This is a genomic window from Paenibacillus polymyxa, from assembly GCF_001719045.1.
Classification (GTDB): domain Bacteria; phylum Bacillota; class Bacilli; order Paenibacillales; family Paenibacillaceae; genus Paenibacillus; species Paenibacillus polymyxa_B.
Window position 1 is genome coordinate 1,317,947 of sequence record NZ_CP015423.1, and the last position, 19,376, is coordinate 1,337,322.

13 protein-coding genes are annotated in these 19,376 nt (G+C 46.3%); all 13 read right to left on the minus strand.

Annotated elements, in window-relative coordinates:
• Window positions 1-81 precede the first annotated feature (81 nt).
• Window positions 82-1,335, minus strand: coding sequence for an L-lactate MFS transporter (locus AOU00_RS05930; protein ID WP_061828705.1), 1,254 nt, complete (start codon window positions 1,333-1,335; stop codon window positions 82-84).
• Window positions 1,336-1,525: 190 nt separating this feature from the next.
• On the minus strand, window positions 1,526-2,290 hold the full coding sequence (locus AOU00_RS05935; RefSeq protein WP_013311480.1) for a LytR/AlgR family response regulator transcription factor: 765 nt from the start codon (window positions 2,288-2,290) through the stop codon (window positions 1,526-1,528).
• Window positions 2,287-3,948, minus strand: a complete 1,662-nt coding sequence (locus AOU00_RS05940) for a sensor histidine kinase (protein WP_172828267.1) — start codon at window positions 3,946-3,948, stop codon at window positions 2,287-2,289. The genes AOU00_RS05935 and AOU00_RS05940 overlap by 4 nt, the downstream gene beginning before the upstream one ends.
• A gap of 45 nt (window positions 3,949-3,993) precedes the next feature.
• Complete coding sequence (locus AOU00_RS05945; RefSeq protein ID WP_039272912.1) at window positions 3,994-4,242, minus strand: hypothetical protein; 249 nt, start codon at window positions 4,240-4,242, stop codon at window positions 3,994-3,996.
• A gap of 186 nt (window positions 4,243-4,428) precedes the next feature.
• On the minus strand, window positions 4,429-5,925 hold the full coding sequence (locus AOU00_RS05950; protein ID WP_069290167.1) for a methyl-accepting chemotaxis protein: 1,497 nt from the start codon (window positions 5,923-5,925) through the stop codon (window positions 4,429-4,431).
• A 284-nt stretch (window positions 5,926-6,209) separates the two neighbouring features.
• Entirely contained in the window at window positions 6,210-6,851 is a 642-nt protein-coding gene (locus tag AOU00_RS05955) for a 50S ribosomal protein L25 (RefSeq protein WP_061828704.1), read from the minus strand.
• 231 nt (window positions 6,852-7,082) lie between these two features.
• Window positions 7,083-9,617: a type I pullulanase gene (pulA, locus tag AOU00_RS05960; RefSeq protein ID WP_069290168.1), complete on the minus strand. Its 2,535-nt coding sequence runs from the start codon at window positions 9,615-9,617 to the stop codon at window positions 7,083-7,085.
• Between the two features lie 255 nt (window positions 9,618-9,872).
• Window positions 9,873-11,528: an amino acid ABC transporter ATP-binding/permease protein gene (locus AOU00_RS05965; protein ID WP_069290169.1), complete on the minus strand. Its 1,656-nt coding sequence runs from the start codon at window positions 11,526-11,528 to the stop codon at window positions 9,873-9,875.
• On the minus strand, window positions 11,521-13,686 hold the full coding sequence (locus tag AOU00_RS05970) for a DUF454 family protein (RefSeq protein ID WP_081330682.1): 2,166 nt from the start codon (window positions 13,684-13,686) through the stop codon (window positions 11,521-11,523). Before AOU00_RS05970 ends, AOU00_RS05965 begins: the two co-directional genes overlap by 8 nt.
• A gap of 214 nt (window positions 13,687-13,900) precedes the next feature.
• Window positions 13,901-15,046, minus strand: coding sequence for a mannitol-1-phosphate 5-dehydrogenase (locus AOU00_RS05975; RefSeq protein ID WP_069290170.1), 1,146 nt, complete (start codon window positions 15,044-15,046; stop codon window positions 13,901-13,903).
• Window positions 15,043-15,477 carry a PTS mannitol transporter subunit IIA gene (locus AOU00_RS05980; protein ID WP_069290171.1) on the minus strand — a complete coding sequence of 145 codons (435 nt, stop codon included), beginning with the start codon at window positions 15,475-15,477 and terminating at the stop codon, window positions 15,043-15,045. The genes AOU00_RS05975 and AOU00_RS05980 overlap by 4 nt, the downstream gene beginning before the upstream one ends.
• A complete protein-coding gene (locus tag AOU00_RS05985; protein ID WP_069290172.1) occupies window positions 15,474-17,552 on the minus strand; it encodes a BglG family transcription antiterminator in 2,079 nt (692 codons plus the stop codon). Before AOU00_RS05985 ends, AOU00_RS05980 begins: the two co-directional genes overlap by 4 nt.
• A gap of 84 nt (window positions 17,553-17,636) precedes the next feature.
• Complete coding sequence (locus AOU00_RS05990; protein WP_069290173.1) at window positions 17,637-19,115, minus strand: PTS mannitol transporter subunit IIBC; 1,479 nt, start codon at window positions 19,113-19,115, stop codon at window positions 17,637-17,639.
• Window positions 19,116-19,376: the final 261 nt, after the last annotated feature.

A 19,376-nucleotide genomic window follows, 5' to 3' on the forward strand; every position in this document is an offset into this window, starting at 1 on the left:
ACAAATAACCTGCCATAATCTCCCTTAGAGAAATGATGACAGGTCTTTTGGCATTCATCTGGTTCTTTGTTCTTAAATCGTTTAACCCAGTTTCGTTCCAGGCTTCATGCTGCGCACACTGTTGGTATTTTTCTTCCGTTCACTGCGCAGTTTGCCTTTGCCTTGTTCTGGGGTGCGAATGGTGAGGGCAATTAGGAACGATACGACACACAGCACAGCAATCGTGGTAAAGGTCGGGATGAATCCACCAAGCAAGGCTGCGATAAATGACCCCGCCAGCGCACCGAGGCCAAAGCCTTGATACACAACACCATAGTTTTTGCTTTGATTTTTCAGACCGAAGAAATCAGCTACAATGGCAGGAAAGACTGTAATGTTGCCGCCGAAGCAAAAAGCAATTCCTGCTACACAGGCAAAGAATAAACCAAAATTCAGCGGTACCAGACTCAGCACTGTGACTGCGACCGCCGTTGTCAGCAACGCACCCGCTACTACTTTCAGACGACCTACTTTATCCGATAGCGCACCCAGTATGATCCGGCCCGCCGTGTTGAAAATTGCGACCATAGCGACCGCATTAGCAGCTGTTGCTACATCTAGGCCGGCCATCCGTACGCCGATATCTTTGACTACCCCAATCAGGTAGAGACCACTCATACAAGCGGTAAAGAACATTACGAACAACAGATATGCCTGCTTAGTGCGCAGCATTTCTTTGACGGTGTAATCTCGCTGTACAACCCCATTTTGTACCGAAGGCTTGTTCACGACTACAGCTTCTCTTACCAGGAAGGAACCACCCACAATCATAATCAGCACGATCATTCCCCAATATAAAAACGCTTGTGATACGCCAACGGACTGAATCAACGAACCATTAATATACTTGAATATAAGACTGCCTGTTCCATATGCCCCAACCGAAATACCGGAAATAAGTCCTTTTTTCTCAGGAAACCATTTAATCAGATTCGACAGTGATGTAATATATGCCGTTCCATCCGCAAAACCTACAACAATACCCGCCAAAATGTAAAGCAGGGACAGCGATGTTACCTGCGAACTGAGCATGAGACCGGCTCCTAAGACGACACCTGCACACAAAATCAGACGACGTAGTCCCCATTTATCCTGTAGCTTGCCTGCGAATAACGTAGCAAACGCCAGTGCAAAACTGGTAATTGAAAATGTAATGGCGACCGAACTGAGGTTCCAGCCAAAGCGGTCCACCAACGGTTGATTAAATAAACTCCATGTGTAAATGGTTCCTAATCCCATCTGGACAATAATCGTTCCAAGTACAACCAGCCAACGGTTTCCGCTGTTTGTTTTCATATAAATCTCCTCTTTTCATTCCGGCTCTACAGCGTCAATTTGTGATCATCATAACCGGGAATCCAGTACGCTTTGCGCCTGTGGAGGAGCAAGTCTGTAAGGATTCTCTCTACATGGATTATTATAACCCTGCATGTTAGCCAGAAATCGTTTGAGGAATGAAATGCACATATAGCGGAATGAAATGCCTTTAAAGTCGCATAATTTGCCGAAATTCCTTGGCCTTGCTACGGCTTACCGGAATTTCAGCTTCTAGTCCACGCAAACGCAAGAGATACGTATGATTAAACCAAGGTACAATTTCACGGATCTGCGACAGATTCACCGTGTACGATCGGTGACAGCGGAAAAAGTCCTGCTGCGGCAGCCGGGCATGAAATTCCGAAATGCTCATCGGCATCGTATATTCTTCGTGCCTTGTAAAGACACGGGTCACCTTTTCCTGCGCACACGCATAGTAAATATCGTTTGCATCCGTTACGATGATTTTGTCATTTTTCAGCAGATTAATACGACCTGGCGCAGCAACGGTGCTGGCTTCGGCAGCTCGGGGTTGCGCCGTCTGGACAGGCTCCTGTATTGGAACGTTCTGCTGCTCATAAGCATTTTCCAGCTTACGTAGCATAGATGCGATCCTTTTTTCATCATATGGTTTGAGGATGTAGTCGAACGCCTCCAGTTCAAAAGCCTGCGCCGCATGTTCTTTATAGGCGGTCGTAAAAATAATATAGGGCTTTTTGGCAAATTTGCTAATGTTCTGTGCCAGTAGCATCCCGTCCAATGAAGGAATGTTAATGTCCAGAAAGATCGCGTCCGTCTCCTGATCTTGCAGAAACCGAAACACATCTAGCCCATCCTCGAAACTATCAGTCACCTCAATGTTGCTATGAGTCTGAATAAGATACTCCAGCTCTTCACGTGCCGGAAGCTCGTCTTCTACAATTATGGCCTTCATGACTTCTCCTTTGGTATGTCAAAATAAACTTCGGTGCCCGGCTCATGCTTTAGAATAATAACTCCCTCGCCGTACATAAGCTTGAGCCGTCTGTGCACATTGTACAAGCCGATCTGTTTAGCCGGAACCCGATCATGATAGAGGTTATCCACAACATCATCCCGTATACCTACCCCGGTATCCGCCACAGAAATACGCACCTTTTCTCCACGATCCTTTACAGAAATAGTTACTGTACCTGACCCCTTTTTCTTGAGGATTCCGTGATTAATCGCATTCTCAACCAGGGGCTGGATAATAAGACTTGGAATACGCACAGACACCTCATCCATTACATATTCTACCTGAAGCCGGTTGCCGAAGCGTGCTTTCTCAATTTCCACGTAATCAGACACCTGCTGAAGCTCTTTATGAATTTCGATCAAATCATCATTCAGTTCCAAATTATAGCGCAGGTAGCCCGATAAATTAATGATCAGCTCTCGTGCCTTATCCGGCTTGGTGCGTGTCGTAGAGGCAATGGCGTTCAGCGCGTTAAACAGAAAATGGGGATTAATTTTCGTTTGGAGCGCCTTTAGCTCGGCTTTATTCGCCGCTTCCTTAATTTGCTCCACACGCGACACTTCCATTAACGTGGAAATGATTTGAGACAAGCCAATCGCCATCGTCTGCAACGGATACGTGATTTTATAAGCTTTGCGATAATAAATCTTCAAGGTTCCAGTTACTTCTCCCCGCTCCTCTAACGGGATAATGAGCAAAGACTGGATTTGGGGTGTTTTATCGTCTGCAATATGGTTGCGGATCGTGATTTTACCGCTGCGGATCGTCGATTTAGTCACATCGCTAATAATCTCATCTCCGATGTGATAACGCTCTTCCCCAAAACCGACATAGGCCAGCACATCTCTGGTATCGGTAATCGCTACCGCGTCTGCCTTGATATCTTCTTTTATGATCGAACAAATGGTATGCAAGGATTCCGCATTAATGGAGCGAAAATAAGGCAACGTCTTATTGGCAATATCCAGTGCCAGCTTGGCCTGTCTGGCCGCGATATTCTCCTTTTCCCCCTCCACACTCTGGATCAACAGAACGATTAAACCGATACTGACTTCTCCGATAATCATAGGTAGACCGATCTTGGAAACGATGTCCACACCAAGGCCATGGGGTTGTGCCATCACCAGAATGAGCAGCATCGTCAACGCTTCACAGACCATACCTGCGGCGATACCGACCAGCCATCTCTTGGAACGATTAACCCGGCGACCGATATATCCTGACACCACACCTGCCAGAATACTTGTAATCAGACACGGAATCGAGGTCACTCCCCCGATATCAATTAGATAACGATGGATACCTGATACAATACCTGTAACGATCCCAACCCAGGGTCCAAACAAAATACCGCCCGCCATAATTGCAATGATTCGAACGTTAACCAGCGAACCTTCGACTTCAATCCCGGTGTACGTACCGAACAGTGCAAACATGCAAAAAATCAACGTTAGTAAGGTTAGCTCTGCCGGGGAATGACTGTTCTTTTGCAAGGTTTCCTTAAATCGTGGGATACGTGTAATAAAAAACAAACAAATCAGTAACAACGCTGCGCGCTCAAATAGCTGCATCAGCATTTCCAACAAGGCGTTCACCTGCGTTCCTCCCAAATAAAATCGGATATGCCTACATAGGTTATGTTATCGTGTACGTCGTTCATATACACCATACCCAAGTATCATCAAGCCACATACGAATAAAATAATAACAAATATATTGTCAACAAAACTCGGCATATCAGGTTCTGACATAGAGATGCCCGAACTATTTAATTTAACAGGTACGGAATTCGCAGCCCATTGAATGACCGATATAAAGCGCTCCATCGTATAAATCACTCCGCTACCCAATAGGCTCAACACGCCGATCAACAAATATTTAAGCTCCATAAGAATTTATTCCCCCTTAATTACAAAGCATTTAAACTGCCACAAATTATACCATCAACTTCCATCTAATTATAGCTTCTAGAAATCCCCTCTTCATTTCCCTTCTTCAAACGCAGTAAAAAACCGGAGAGTACCGCTTGATAGCGATACTCCCCGGATCTCTAGTCCGATAAAGAAGCATTTCTGTTATTTGCTTTTGCTGATTTCGGTAGGAATGTTGTCCTCCTTCTGATCATGTACCAGTTCTTTTAACTGGATAATCAACGTCTCCAGCTCATTAAATCCGGTCACCATATTGGAGGTTATATTCAGTTGCTCCTCTACTCCAGCCAAAATTTGCTCTGACGCTGCACTCGCTTGTTCTGTAACGCTTGAAAACTCCTCCATCTCTTGAACGACCTGAGATGAGAATTGCTGCATACTATTCGTACTGGCTTCCACCTCCACGGCCTGCAGCAGCACTTTATTGGCATTTTGCAGGATATCCTCCAGTACAATTTCGGTCGAATGGGCCGATTCCATACTCTGCTGTAGTCTTTGCTGTCCCAAGTCAAATTGGCTTACGACAGAATCCATCTGAGTTCTCAGTTGGGTCAAAATACCTTCCATTGCCACCGAGGTATTCCCTACCATTTCAGCCAAATTACGCACTTCGCCAGCCACGATGGCAAATCCTTTTCCATGCTCTCCCGCTCTGGCGGCCTCAATGGATGCATTCAAGGACAGCAAATTAGTTTGTTTCGAGATTTGAGTAATATCTTTGAGCATGGCAGACATATTATCACTTTGTGTTTTAAACTCGTCCAATTCTTCTTTGGTACGACTCATAACCAGACCCAAATCCTTAATTTGAGACGTTAATGCAAGCAGTTGATTGCTCCCTCTGCTCCCGGCACTTTTCGTATCTTCGGAGAGCTGCTTCAATTCTCGGGAATGATCGGCAACCTCGCGCACGTGCTGGTCAGACTGAGCCAAGTTATCCGTTACCTCAGTGATATTCGAAGCTTGCATTTCTACCCCTTTGGCAACCTCCTGAAACCCGATGGCGACTTCATTCGTCACGCTGCCGGTAGCATCCACTTGATTCCTGAATCGTTCTGTGAAGCTATGCAATCCAGCTACAGCCTGTCTCACTTGTTCAAACAAAAATTCAATACGTTGCCTTGTGGCATCCATATCTTTATTTTGCTCTTCCGTTTTCTTAAACTGCTTTTGATTTAACACCGATACCACTAACAATAGCAAACCAATCAGTAAAACAATAATAAACTCGTGTATATAACGCAAAGGACCGGTAACCGGGGGAGTTGCTGGCGTACCGATGGTAATTTGTATAAAAATATTACACAGATTTAAGACCATTGTTATCAAAAAGTATCGGTAAGATGGGTAGAGCAACAACAATGAGCAAATAAAGATCGTAGTCACTGCCTCCACGCTAGATAAGTTCACAAATATACATATTAATACGCTATATAACGTAATAATCCAAGGAATAAGGCGGATTCCTTTCTTTTTCATATTCAGAATCGTCAACACTGCGGCGACTACAAATCCTACACCACTAGACACCCACACCGATGGATTAGATAATGCCGGGATGGTGCTGCTCAAGGTCATAATCCAAAAAATAATGATCACCAATTTGTTTCTTTGCCACAACAATTCATTTGTTCTGTCCATGATTGTGTACGCGCTCCTTAGATATATATTAGGTATTTATAAAATAAATATGTAAATGCCATACTATATATATCGTCATATCAGAACGCGTATTGAATGAAAATCGTACGAACACCACATTCCCTTTTAAACACCAAATCACAACAGGACAACTTTTTAAAGAGAAAGAGTATGTAAGTGTAAATAAATGAATGCAAAAAATCGCCCCCTAGCAGGGAGCGATTTTGAATACCTTTTTGATGATCTTCTGCAATTGAAAAAGATTCATAAACCAACTGAAAACATTAGGATTCCTTGTTTTCGGAAGCCTCTTCAGTGCCTTCAGTTGCCGCTGCATCACCTTCCACAGCAGCATTTTCTACTTCAACTGCACGCGGAACGATAATAGAAGCAAGCAGTTCTTCTTCAGGGACGTGCAGTGTTACTCCTTTAGGGAGCTTCAAGTCGCTAGCGCTCAGCTTGTCGCCAACATCCAGTGCGGATACATCCACTTCAATGGTAGATGGTAAATCAGCAGGAAGGCCTTCGACTTCAACTTCCGTTTCCTGAACTTGCAGAATACCGCCTGTTTTTGTACCTACAGGTGTACCCTGATAATCAATAGAAACACGCACGCGAAGCGGTTTGTTTTTGGCAATTTTCAAAAAATCGGCATGCAGCCATTGGTTGTCACGCTGTTGATAATCTTTAATAATAACCGGAATGGTTTCTCCACCCTCTACAGTGAGGTTGAACACCTCTGAACGTCCGGTTTTGACTACTTTATTAAATTCCTTGGCATCGACATGTACAGGGGTTCCTTCAAGCTCAGAGCCGTAAACCACAGCTGGAATCCGTCCTTTTAACCTCAATTCACGAATAGCCGAACCCTTCTTCTCTGTTCTCGGCTGGGCGGTCAGTTGAATACTTCCTCCATTAGAACTCATGATATACAACCTCCTTCAGGTTACCTTACAAATGATTTTCCTCCAAGAATCTTGCCTGTTTACCAGTCGTACTACAGGATATAAGCCAGCAAGCTGGCAAAACTAAACAAGTCCATAATTCTATTTTACCCCTTTTTTCTGAAACTGACACACGTTTACATAAAAAAATAGCATTTCTCGAAATAATCGAAAAATGCTACTTTCGTATATATAGCGACCAAGCATACAAGTCTATCCGGCCCGATTATCATTTACCAGTAGCAAATATTCTTCTCTGCCACTATGAATCAATACCTGCATCACAGACTGGTTCAGGTTTATATCAATATAGCGATCTGCCTCAACATCCTTGGCATCCCAGTGATTAAGCCGGACAATGTAGCCAATTCGCTGTATATCAGGAGACACCTGAATACGCGCTATTGCACGACCGTCATCCAAATCACGAAATTCAACATGTCCGTCGCGGTGCCCAGTTCCCCATACCCATACGTTCCAGCCAGTGTATTGCCGATCTGCACGCTCGTATATCAGTTCAATCGTGCGAAATGGAGCGACTTCCCTATCGTTTCCAAGCTGCACATCTGTCAACGTCATAGCTGTACCTGCAATTTCTTGATCTGTTCCCTCATCCGAGTCTTCCAATTCGTTCTCCGCCTGACGATTAACCTGATCTTGTTCAGTCAAAAAGGAGACTCGTGCAGGTTCTTCCTGATCATATAACACCATCATCGACCAGCGCGATACAGTCACACGATGGCCTACCACTTCATACCGTGTCTCATTACCAGCCCCGTGTGCGTCCACGACCACATGCCAACGATCCGATTCCGCAGGCAATAATATCGTTTGCTCTGTATCCGAGCCGTTATAAATCACCACAATATGATTCCAGGCATCGCCGTTAGCATGGTGCCTCAAAGCAAAAGCCACCACATGCCCATTGCTTTGCAGCACTTCCATATGCTGCTCCACCAGCTCACGATGGTCCATTCGGAATGCCGGGTGGTTGCGCCGCAAAGCAATTAAACCTTGGTAGTAATCAAACACTGGGCGAAACCTCGCCTTGTTATGCCAATGGATGGCATTCACCACATCTGGGCTTCGGTAGCTATTATGGTCTCCATATTTGGAGCGCAGCAGTTCATCCCCTGCATGAATAAAAGGAATGCCTTGCGATGTGAGTACCATACCGTTAGCCAACAGGGACTTGCGTACGGTTTCGTTCTCTAGCAAGTTATCTTCATCCAGTTCCCAATACGGGTCTGCTTCGGCAACAGCTTGTTCCGGTGTCCTCCCATCCTGTGGCTTCCCCTGCTCCCATTGTGGAAAACGACAGTGCTCCCGCAAATGTCTTACTGTCAAAATTTTATCCCACAGATTGAGATTATCGTGGGCAGTTACATAATTGACGGTCTCCGATGGCTGAGCTGTGAAATCATGAATAGCCCCAAAAGTACCTTTGAGCACCTGCTCCTCCTGATGTTCTGCCCCCGTGGCAAACCCGCTCCCAGTACCGTCGCTATCTCCCTTAATAGCAGAACGGTAGTTGTCGTTAAAAACGGCAAAGCCTTTGTCGCGTTGCGTTCCTTTTAGCGTAAGCAAGGGTTGCGGAGATTCTCCTCCCGTCCAAGGCTCACCATAGATCAGCAGATCGGGACGCACTTCAGAGCGAAGCTCCTGGGTAAGCTGCTCTACGGTCGGTGTATCAATCAGCCCCATCAGATCAAATCGAAAGCCGTCTATATGATATTCCTCTGCCCAATAGCGTAGTGAATCCTTGATATACTTGCGCACCATCGGACGTTCGGTTGCCACCTCATTACCTACACCTGATCCATTGGTGAGCTGCCCTTGCTCATCCGTGCGGTAATAATATCCAGGTACAACAGGCTCAAATGGCCCCTTTTCCACCGAATAAGTATGGTTGTACACGACGTCCATAATGACACCGATGCCGACAGTATGCAAAGACTGTACCAGCAGTTTCAGCTCTCGTATGCGTGTCTCCGGATCAGCCGGATTGGAAGAATAAGACCCCTCCGGCACATTATAATGTTGCGGATCATAGCCCCAGTTATATTCAGTTTCTAATTCTGCAAAGTCATTCACCGTATGAAAATCAGCCACTGGAAGCAAATGAACATGTGTAATGCCCAGCTCCAGCAGATGATCCAGCCCGATGCTGTTCCCCTCAGTATCCTTCAATCCCGTATACGTAAAGGCCTCAAACCGTCCCTGAGCAGCAGATAAGTCTTTTTTCCCCGTATTAAAATGGGTATCCATCGAAAAATCACGCACATGAAGCTCATAGAGAATGGCATCTGTCGGCCGCTTAAGGGTAGGCCCCGCATCCAATTCCCATCCGTCCGGGTTGGTTTGAGCCAAATCAATGATCGCTGTACGCTGCCCGTTGGCTGATACCCCTGTGGCATATGGATCGGCAGCATAATGAATGGTGTTGTCCGCCCACTCCAGCCTGTACATGTAATAATATTTGTTCCAGTCCCCTTCCAGCTCTATAGACCATACACCTTGATCACCACGGCTCATGAGAAATTCCTGACCACCGCTGTGCTCCTGAACGTTCCCCTCCTGATCGTACACCCCCGCATCGTTATACAACGCTATATGGACCTGCTGCGCAGTCGGTGCCCATACCTTGAACTTGCTGCCCGCAGGCGTATAAGTAAGACCCAAATCATAGCCTTCATATATGGGATATGTTGTGTGCTCAAGCTCATTGAGCTGATTGAAATCTGACATTCCTGTTCACCACCCATTTCTGTACATCGGCTTACAGCCTCTGTTCATCCATCATTTATGATGTTTATGACTTGTCAATATACCTCAGGATTTTGTGAAATCTTCACCTAATAGGCTATCAAAATAAGACAAGTTTGAAAAGCTGGATGATTTAAATAAGGATGACGCTTCCATTTCAACGCACACTCCATTTTATGACAAAACTATGAACAGGCTACAGCTTTTGCCCTTAAGGTATAACAATAGTTAGAAAAGTCAGGACAATCTACGGTTATCCATTTCAAAAATATCGTCTGCAATCCGCATGGTAGAACTTCGGTGCGAAACAAGGACAATCGTTTTATCTTGCTGCTGTTCCTTTAACGATTTTAAAATAATTGCCTCGTTCAGGCTGTCCAAATTGCTGGTAGGCTCGTCGAGCAGTAAGAGAGGCGCATTATGGACAAAGGCTCTGGCCAGTCCCAAGCGTTGACGTTCTCCACCGGACAGCCTGTCCCCCAATTCTCCAACTCGGCTGTCATACCCTTGAGGCAAGGTCATAATAAAATCGTGCACGGATGCCTTACGTGCTGCTTCCACCACCTGCTCATGTGTAGCATCAGGCTTTCCGATTTTGATATTAGCTGCAATTGAATCATCAAACAGGAACGTATGCTGGTCTACATAGCTCTGTAAGCCTCTCAAATGTCGGGTCCCAATTTCCTTCAAATCGTGTCCGGATAGCAAAATTTCACCTTGCTGCGGGTCCCTAAATCGCATCAGCAACTTTAGCAGTGTAGACTTGCCAGAGCCGCTTTTACCCTGAATGCCTAAAATCCGCTTATGCGGTATCGTAAGACTTACATCATTCAGCACCGTTTGACCATCGTATGCAAAAGTCACCTTGTCTACTCGTGCCCCAGTAAAGGCAACACTCATCCCTTCGATATTTTCCTCAACCTCCGGGGTTTCCTCCAATAGACTCAACACTCGTTCCCCGCTCGCCAGCGTTTGAAGCAAATTGTTGGACAAGTTGCTCAGTGCGACGACCGGACCAAATGAACTAAACAGTGCAATGACAGAAATTAGCATACCTGTAAAGTCAACCTGACCATTAGACATACCGTACAATCCAGCCAGCAGCATCAAGAATGAGAATCCAACTACAGCCGCATCTGTGATCGCTCTTGTGATGCCTTCATGATGCTTCAAGTCCTTCTGCTTGTCATCCAATTGATCCGTACGACGGTTAATCTCATTCAAACGTTGTTCTCCTTGTCCATATTGCACAATTTCCTTCATCCCCCGTAAGCTGTCCAAAAAATAACTGCTCAGCTTGCCAAAGCTGCTTCGGTATTCCATCCCCTGACGTTTGACCATACGTGACGTGAATAAGGGAATAAATAAACCGACAGTTAGGTAAGCAAGCGCAGCGAGCCAGCCTAATAGAGGCTCATAAGAACCGATAAAAAATACCATGAGCAGTGAAGTGATGATGCCGATCATTACAGGCGCTATCGTATGCGCATAAAATACTTCCAGCAGCTCAATATCACTCGTAATGAGTGATATCAGATTCCCCTTGTCCTTGCCTTCCAATTTGGCTGAAGCGAGTCTGCGCAGGGCTTGAAGCACCTTGTCACGCAGTACAGCCAGTAGCTTGAAAGCGAGATAATGACCACTCATTTGCTCGCCATAACGGAATACGCCGCGCAGTACGGCAAAAACCACGATCGACGTCAGCAAAAACGACATGGTGTAGCCTGTCGTGATGCCCGTTGCTGTAAGCAGAGCAAGGGCTCCGTACACTATAATGCCAATAGCACAAATAAAACCAAGCACTCCTGTCACAATCGTGATGAGCAGTACAGGTAAAAGAGGTTCCGCCAATACCCATAATTGGCCCATGATCCGTAATCCGTGTCTACGCATATACAGCCCCTCCTTTTGCAAACTGCTCTACCCGGTGTTGACTGAGATACATATCCGCATAGTGCCCTTGCTGGCTCAACAGTTCATGATGCGTTCCGGATTCTGCCACCAATCCGTTTTGCAGCACATAGATACAGTCGGATTGAACTACATTTTCCAGTCTATGAGAGATAAGAATCACTGTTTTTTGACCTGCCAGCGCATGTATTACCTCCATAATGCCTTCCTCACTCTCACTGTCAATGTTAGAGGTGGCTTCGTCAAAAATGTACACACGACTATCATGCAGCAATGCTCTGGCTAGTGCTAGCCGTTGGCGCTGTCCTCCTGACAGATTTGCCCCCTGCTCCTCCAGTTCTGCTTCCAGTCCTCCTTCTGAGAGAATAAAATCATACAGCTTCACTTGTCGCAAAGCTTCCAGCATTTGTTGCTCATCCGCGTACTCATTGCCCATTTTTAAATTTGCTTCCACTGTGCCTTTAAAAATATAGCTGTTAAAACCGATCCAGGTCATGTGACGCATGCGGCTTTCTTCCGAAATATCAGTAAGCTCGGTTCCTCCAATCGTCAGACTTCCTCGATACCCCTCGTGATGCCCAACGATCAATCCGGCTACCGTACTTTTACCAGAGCCTGATTCCCCAACAATTGAAACCAAGCTGCCCTGGGGAATATCCATGGATATATTTCGTAAGGTATCTCTTTCCTCGTAGGCGAAACTCACCTGTTTCAGTCGAATATCTGTGTTTTCTATGCTTTCTTGTCCTTGTATAAGATCCTCTGTACTCAACATTTGGAATATTTTGTCACTTGCTGCCATTCCGTTCATGGCGATATGAAAGTAAGAGCCCAGCAAACGCAGAGGAATGAAAAACTCTGCTGACAGCAAAACAATGATGATCGCTCCTGCCAAGCCAATATGGCCTGAAGAATATTCACTTATCGCGACCAGTACACCCGCAGCAGCACCACCAAATGCGATAAGATCCATAATGGCCACGGAGTTAAGCTGCATAGTCAGCACTTTCATCGTCATTTTGCGAAATTCCTCAGCTGCTGTGTTCATTTCCTGATGTTTATCCTGGTCTGTTCCGTACATTTTGAGCGTAGTCAGACCTTGTACATTCTCCAAAAAGCTGTGGCCCAGATTGACGTAACTGCCCCAATATTTCCGAAACAGCTTTTTAGCCATCCTCATAATGACAATGATCGACACTGGAATTAAGGGAACGCAGATCAATAGTATAATGGCTGCTTTGAAGCTGACAAAAGAGAGGGTTATGAATAACGTTACGGGGGCAAGCAGACTGTAAAATAGCTGAGGCATATATCTACCGAAATAGGTTTCAAGCTGCTCTACCCCTTCTACAGCAACCTGAATAACCCCCGAGGTGGAGGTATGATCTGTATATGCGGGTCCCATCTTCAGCAACTTGCCGTAAATTTGCGAGCGCAGCGTTTTTTTAGCATTTACCGAAGCACGATAGGATAACATACTGGCTGCATAATTGCTCAGGCAGCGAACTGCAATAGCAGCAATAACAATGACCGTCATAGATAGAATCAGCTTGCAAGTCACTTGTCCTTCCCATGCCTGCTGCATAACAAAGGCCATAGACAACACAGCGGCTATACTCCCCAAAAGACCGATCCACTGCACAAGCACACCCAAGACGATATATTTCCGAGAATGTTCCACTAGACCGAGCAGACGGCTGTCGACCATTTTAGACCTTTTTTTTGGAGTAGGTGTAGGTATAGGTTCAGATGAACATGAAGGCGTTATTTCTGCTGCAGCATTTCTTATTGTTCCGATGCGGAATATAAAGTAATAATATTTAAAAAGGATGACCAAGACGATGAGCGCTTTCCCCCACACATTAGGGGTGAAAATAAAGCCTGTAATCAGCATCGCTGACGCTAAGCCCAATGTCGTGATTTTCGTAGACAGCTTCAACGACCTTGTTTGGACAAAACTCTCTAGATGCTTTTGGTATAGAGAGGTATTCGAAAACCACTGGTGAATCCTTTCGGACCCCCGCATAAAGAAAAAGGTCGCTAGCAGTAGAAACGGTGTAGTCGGTAGCAACGGTAGCACTACACCAATAACTCCAAGCGCCAAAAATAAAAACCCTAAGGTAATATAGATCGGTTTCACTATAATCCTCCCTAATAGTTATAATAGTAATGATTTCATTTTATAGATAATGATAATCATTATCAATATAAACAATTTAAGCAGGTTGTTATGTGATGTAAATCACGTATATAAAAATCCTCTTGAAGCACATCTCTACAGAACACGTTAGTGTTGATGTGAATGCTTTGTCTTCAAGAGGATTATCGAAAGTATATGTTGATAATTCGTTGTTTTATGAATTTATAATATCATATTGCTCCAATACCTGCCGATGTAACGGGTGGTCTGCGGTTATGGAAGTATAACGCGTCAGCGCCGCACCCAGTCCTTCACTGCGGATCACCTGCTGAAGCTCGACTGCCTCGGGGTCTTCCGTAATATCAAATTTACAGGCAGCAGCCATTCCTAACGCCAGATGATCCGTAGGGATGCCATACTCCTGCGCTTGAAGCGCGGGACGTACAAGACGATCATTTGGAGACAGCTTGCGCAACGGTGAACGTCCGACCCGAGTAACATCGTCTGTCAGATTAGGATTGCGGAAGCGATCCAAAATTTTAGAGATGTACTTCTTATGCTCCCCTTGATCCAAACCGAAGCGCTTCACAAGCACTGCTCCTGTCTCCTCCAGTGACCCTTGTATCGAATCCACCACCTTGCTATCCTTCATGGCCTCCTGGATGGTAGCATAACCTGCGGTATAACCAAGATAGGCTGCCACGCAATGCCCCGTATTCACCGTGAACAGCTTTCGTTCAATGTAAGGCTCTAGATCCTGCACGTACAGGATGCCTTCGATTTCTTCATGCTCAGGTGCCATTTGTGAACGATCCACCACCCACTCGTAAAAAGGCTCTACCTGCACATGTAACGGGTCCTCGTGGTGTTGGATCGGCACAATCCGGTCTACAGCAGCATTGGGGAAATATACCGAAGCCTCTGCCTTGGCACGAGTCGCCTCATCCAGTAGCGCAAAAACATGCTCTTTCAGTTGGGCGCTGCCTCCGATTGCATTTTCGCAAGCAATCACATGCAGCGGGCCTGCCCCTCGCTCCACCCGCCGCGCTATTCCCTCGGCAATACCTGCTGCAATATGCCTGAGGATGCTAACCCCTACCGCGGTTGTTACCAGATCAGCATGGTCTACCGCATCGGCTACAGCCGCTGCATCCTTGCCGTCAATCGCCGTTACATTCGTGACCAGCTCCGTATCCTTTGTATCATTGGCTAACTCTACGGTATATTGTTTACGACGGCGTAACTCGGATACAAGGGTGTCGTTGACATCTGAAAAGACAACCTCATAGCCTGCACGCGACAGAATTAATCCGATAAAGCCGCGACCGATATTTCCTGCTCCAAAGTGGACGGCTCTCATAGCTCCATCTCACTTTCGAACAGATCTATAATTTCCTGTGGGGTCACCGCGTTGCGAAGTTTATCCATATTTTCTTCCTCCGCACACACCACAGCGATACTCGTCAAAATCTCCATATGATCGCCGCCTTGTGCTGCAATGCCGATCACCATATATGCTTTCTCTTCCCCAAAATCTACGCCTTGCGGGAACTGAACGATGGAGATGCCTGTGGATTGAATAAGCGTCTTGGATTCCTTGGTGCCATGTGGAATAGCCAGCCCATTCCCGATGTAGGTAGACACGATCTCCTCGCGTTCCAGCATCTTGTCAATGTACTCACTTGAAATATGTCCCGCATCCAGCAGGATTTGTCCAGCCATACGAATCGCCTCATATTTGTCTTTGGCGGTTGCGTTCATTTTTACTTTGTCTATCGTCATAATACTCACGGTAGGTTCCTCCCTGTCCCTAATTTACTGTGGAAAAATTCAGCCAGCTCACTCGATATATAATTGACAATATGATCCCTGCTACCGTGTTCCAGTAGCGTAACCATGTCTTCCTGCAAAAGTAATGCACTAATCTCGCTCAATACCTCCAAGCTTTCTCTCGGCAGCTCACGAGGCCCCAACATGAGCAGCACGCATTCTACCTGTTCACCTGTATCCGCCAACAGCGGCTCTGCCAGCTTATACAAGGTAAGCGAAGGCTTGCGAATATAGTGGCTGCGCGTATGAACTAAAGCAATGGAGGTATCAGAGATCACCTGACTACCTTGGCGCTCTCTTTCCATGAGTTGTGCAGCAACCACAGAAGGCTCTGTAACATTTCCCCGCTCCGCCTCCAGCATGCATATCGCCTCTACGGTCGCCGCCATATCCATCCCTTGATTTTCCAGCGGATACACTTGAAATTGCTGTACAATGTGTACAATCTCCTCGAGACTTTTCCGCAGACCGGTAAGCCACTCCATATCCTGGCCAGGCTGAACGGCCTGTTCCTGCTGATGATCATTGAGATGATGGAGTGTAATATGCTGGATGAAATGACGTAGACGGTCACTCTCCTCCTGCGTTAGCAGCGGACTGATCTTAAGATACCGATCTGGTTCAAGCGGTAGCTCTACTGTCGAAATGATCAGATCATAATCCTCCTTGGGAATCCGCGCCGCCTCGTACCATGAAGCCCTATCCACAATTTTGATCTGTGGGAGCTCTTTGGCGAGCCTTGTTGCCAGAAGTCTGGATGATCCAATGCCGCTCGTGCAGACTACAATGGCCCGCACCTCCCGACGCAATTGTCGCAGCCGCTCCAGCGAAGCGCCGAAATGCATGACGAGAAATCCGATCTCTTCATCAGGCACTTTCATTTCTGTCATGCTCGCCGCAGCCTTTTTCACTGAGTCAAATAAGCTGCTGTAATCCTTGCGGATTTGCTGAAGGAGAGGGTTACGAATCGACCTGCCTTCCTTCAAACGTTTGAATACCGGAGCCATATGGGCAATCAGTCCTTCACGCAGAACACGGTCCTCTTTCAATGGCGTGCCTGTCTCTTCCTCCACACGACGAATCAACTCATGAACCGACTCCAACAGTACGAGATCATCCAACGGCAGTAGTCGGGTAGAGTGATCTTCGGCATCACGAAATAGCAGCCTGAGATAAGATCGTTCCGGCTCTGGAAATTCAATATCCAGCGCCTCTGACAACTCCGTACATATGCGTTCCACCATAGCTGTGCGAAGCATGATATTTTCATCTGAATCTGTTTTTAAATACGAGAGAAGAGGATCTATAACATACCCGAGTCGCAGACGTACCAGCGAAACGCAAATTTGAATCAGCAGCTCCATGTATTTGCTTTCCACCATGTTTTCCAACCATTTTTCATGGGGCTGCCAGAGGGCCTTTTCCACGATTAGCAGGTTATCTCTGCCAATCATCTCCAGCAACTTGTCGGCAACACGGGTTACAGGACGAAGTTCTTCCCGGGCTGAAAACAGATCGGATTCATCCAAATATTCGAGAGCCAGCTCGGAAATCGCCCGTCTTTTGTCTGTCTCCCGCCCTGTAATCTCGACCCCGTACCCCCGTCTGCGCACAAGCATGAGTCCACGTTTCCCAATCCAGTCTTGCAATTCGTCTAGATCATGACTGACCGTAGTTACCGTGACTTTCAGATCTGAAGCCAGCGCCAACAGCTTGATCGGCTCCCGTGTATCCAGCAGCATGCAGAGTACCACGATCTTTCTCTCCTCAGCCGAATATTCGTCTGACTTCGTATGCAGCAATTGTTTTCGCAGGCATACAAGCTGAGCTGGATCAGCATCTATACAGATACCGATCCCTGACTTTTTCTCCAGCTTCACCTCATGAGCTGCCAGCCAATGCTCGACTGCACCCAGTTCCCGATGAACCGTCCTTGTGCTGACATTGATCTTCGTAGCAATTTCCCCGGCTGTAACCTCTTGTGGCTGCTCCAAAAGATACTCCACAATGTCAGATTGTCGTTTTGTAATATTCATAAGCGCATACCGTTCCTTCCCAAGCTCTCATCCCTTCCAGCAGGAAATAACAAACTGTATACAGCCGGCCTGACTTTATGGGGATTAAGAATCGGATTTCAGCCGTTCAACCAGCGCTTCGTATTCAGGGCTCTTCAGAAAATTGTCAATGGAAATGTGCTCAGCTTTCGGAGCTACTGTTTTAGCCCGATCTGTCAACGTTTTTTGCGTAATGACAATATCCGCATCCTGTGGAATTTCACTGATTGCCGTATTCGTAACTGTTACGCCCACACCCGCCTGCTTCATTTTTTTGCGTAAAATCGAGGCACCCATAGCGCTTGAACCCATACCTGCATCACAGGAAAAGACGATTTTGTTCACTTCGGATTTATCCTTGAGCGTTCGATCTGCAGCAATTTCTGCAGCACGATCAGATTCGTGGTTATCTTCCATTACAGTGGCGTTAGCACTTGCACTCTTGCTTTGATTTTTCATATCTTTCAGGCGGGATGCAGCTTCCTCCAGCCCCTCTTCTTGTTGCTTACCAGTCTTGAGTAACACTGCGGCAACAGCAAAAGATACGACCGCAGCAGCGATCACCCCGCTTAGCATTGGCAAATATCCGCCTTTTGGCGTCATTAGAAAATAGGCGATGATGCTGCCCGGCGAAGGAGCAGCAACCAGTCCGGCACCTGTCAACATGAAACAGAAGGTTCCCACAACGCCCCCAGCTATAGCAGCAAGAATCAAAATCGGCTTCATCAAAATATAAGGGAAATAAATTTCATGAATCCCGCCGAAAAAATGAATGATGACTGCGCCAGGAGCCGACGACTTCGCAGAGCCTTTACCGAACAGGCAGTAGGCCAGCAAAATACCGAGCCCCGGCCCAGGGTTGGATTCCAGCATGAACAGTACGGATTTCCCTGTTCTTGCAGCTTCCTCCAACGCAATCGGACTTAATACTCCGTGATTCAGCGCGTTGTTTAAAAATAATACTTTTCCGGGCTCAATAATGAGGTTGACAAGCGGCAGTAGCCCTGCGTTCACGAGGAACTGTACCCCTGCCGACAATACTTGACTGATCATTTGTACAACCGGGCCGATCGCCACATGGGCAAGCAGTGCTAGAATGGCACCGATAATCCCGGCCGAAAAATTATTGACCAGCATTTCAAAGCCTGATCTGACTTTGCCTTCAATGGCCTTGTCGAACTTCTTCAATATCCACGCAGCCAGCGGACCAGCGACCATCGCGCCCAGGAACATCGGGATATCGGCTCCCACTATGACACCCATCGTCATAATGGCACCAATCACACCTCCACGTTGTCCGTGAATCATCGTGCCTCCCGTGTAACCAATCAGCAGCGGCAGCAAATAATTTTTCATCGGATCAACCAGTTGTGCAAAACCTTCGTTCGGGAACCACCCGGTCGGAATAAAGAGTGCCGTAATCAATCCCCACGCGATAAAGGCTCCCATATTGGGCATAACCATACCGCTGAGAAAACGGCCAAAACGCTGTACGGCGACACGAGTGCCTCCTTTTGAACTTGGCTTTGCGTCCAATGTACTCATATTCAAATCCTCCTTGTAGGTAAGCATCACTACCTTTTCTTAAAATTCATACTAAATGACAGCGCTATCTTCATCAACGAAATGAAAACGTACTTTCGTCATGAACGTTGATGACAACATTTAAATTTAAATTATCCGAGAAGGTATTATACCTGCATAATTCTTCTTAATATGACCTGTAGCTATAGAAATTAGTCGAAAAACCGTGCTGGATTATGTATGATTCTTACTATAGGGACAACCCTCTACATCAGAATAAAA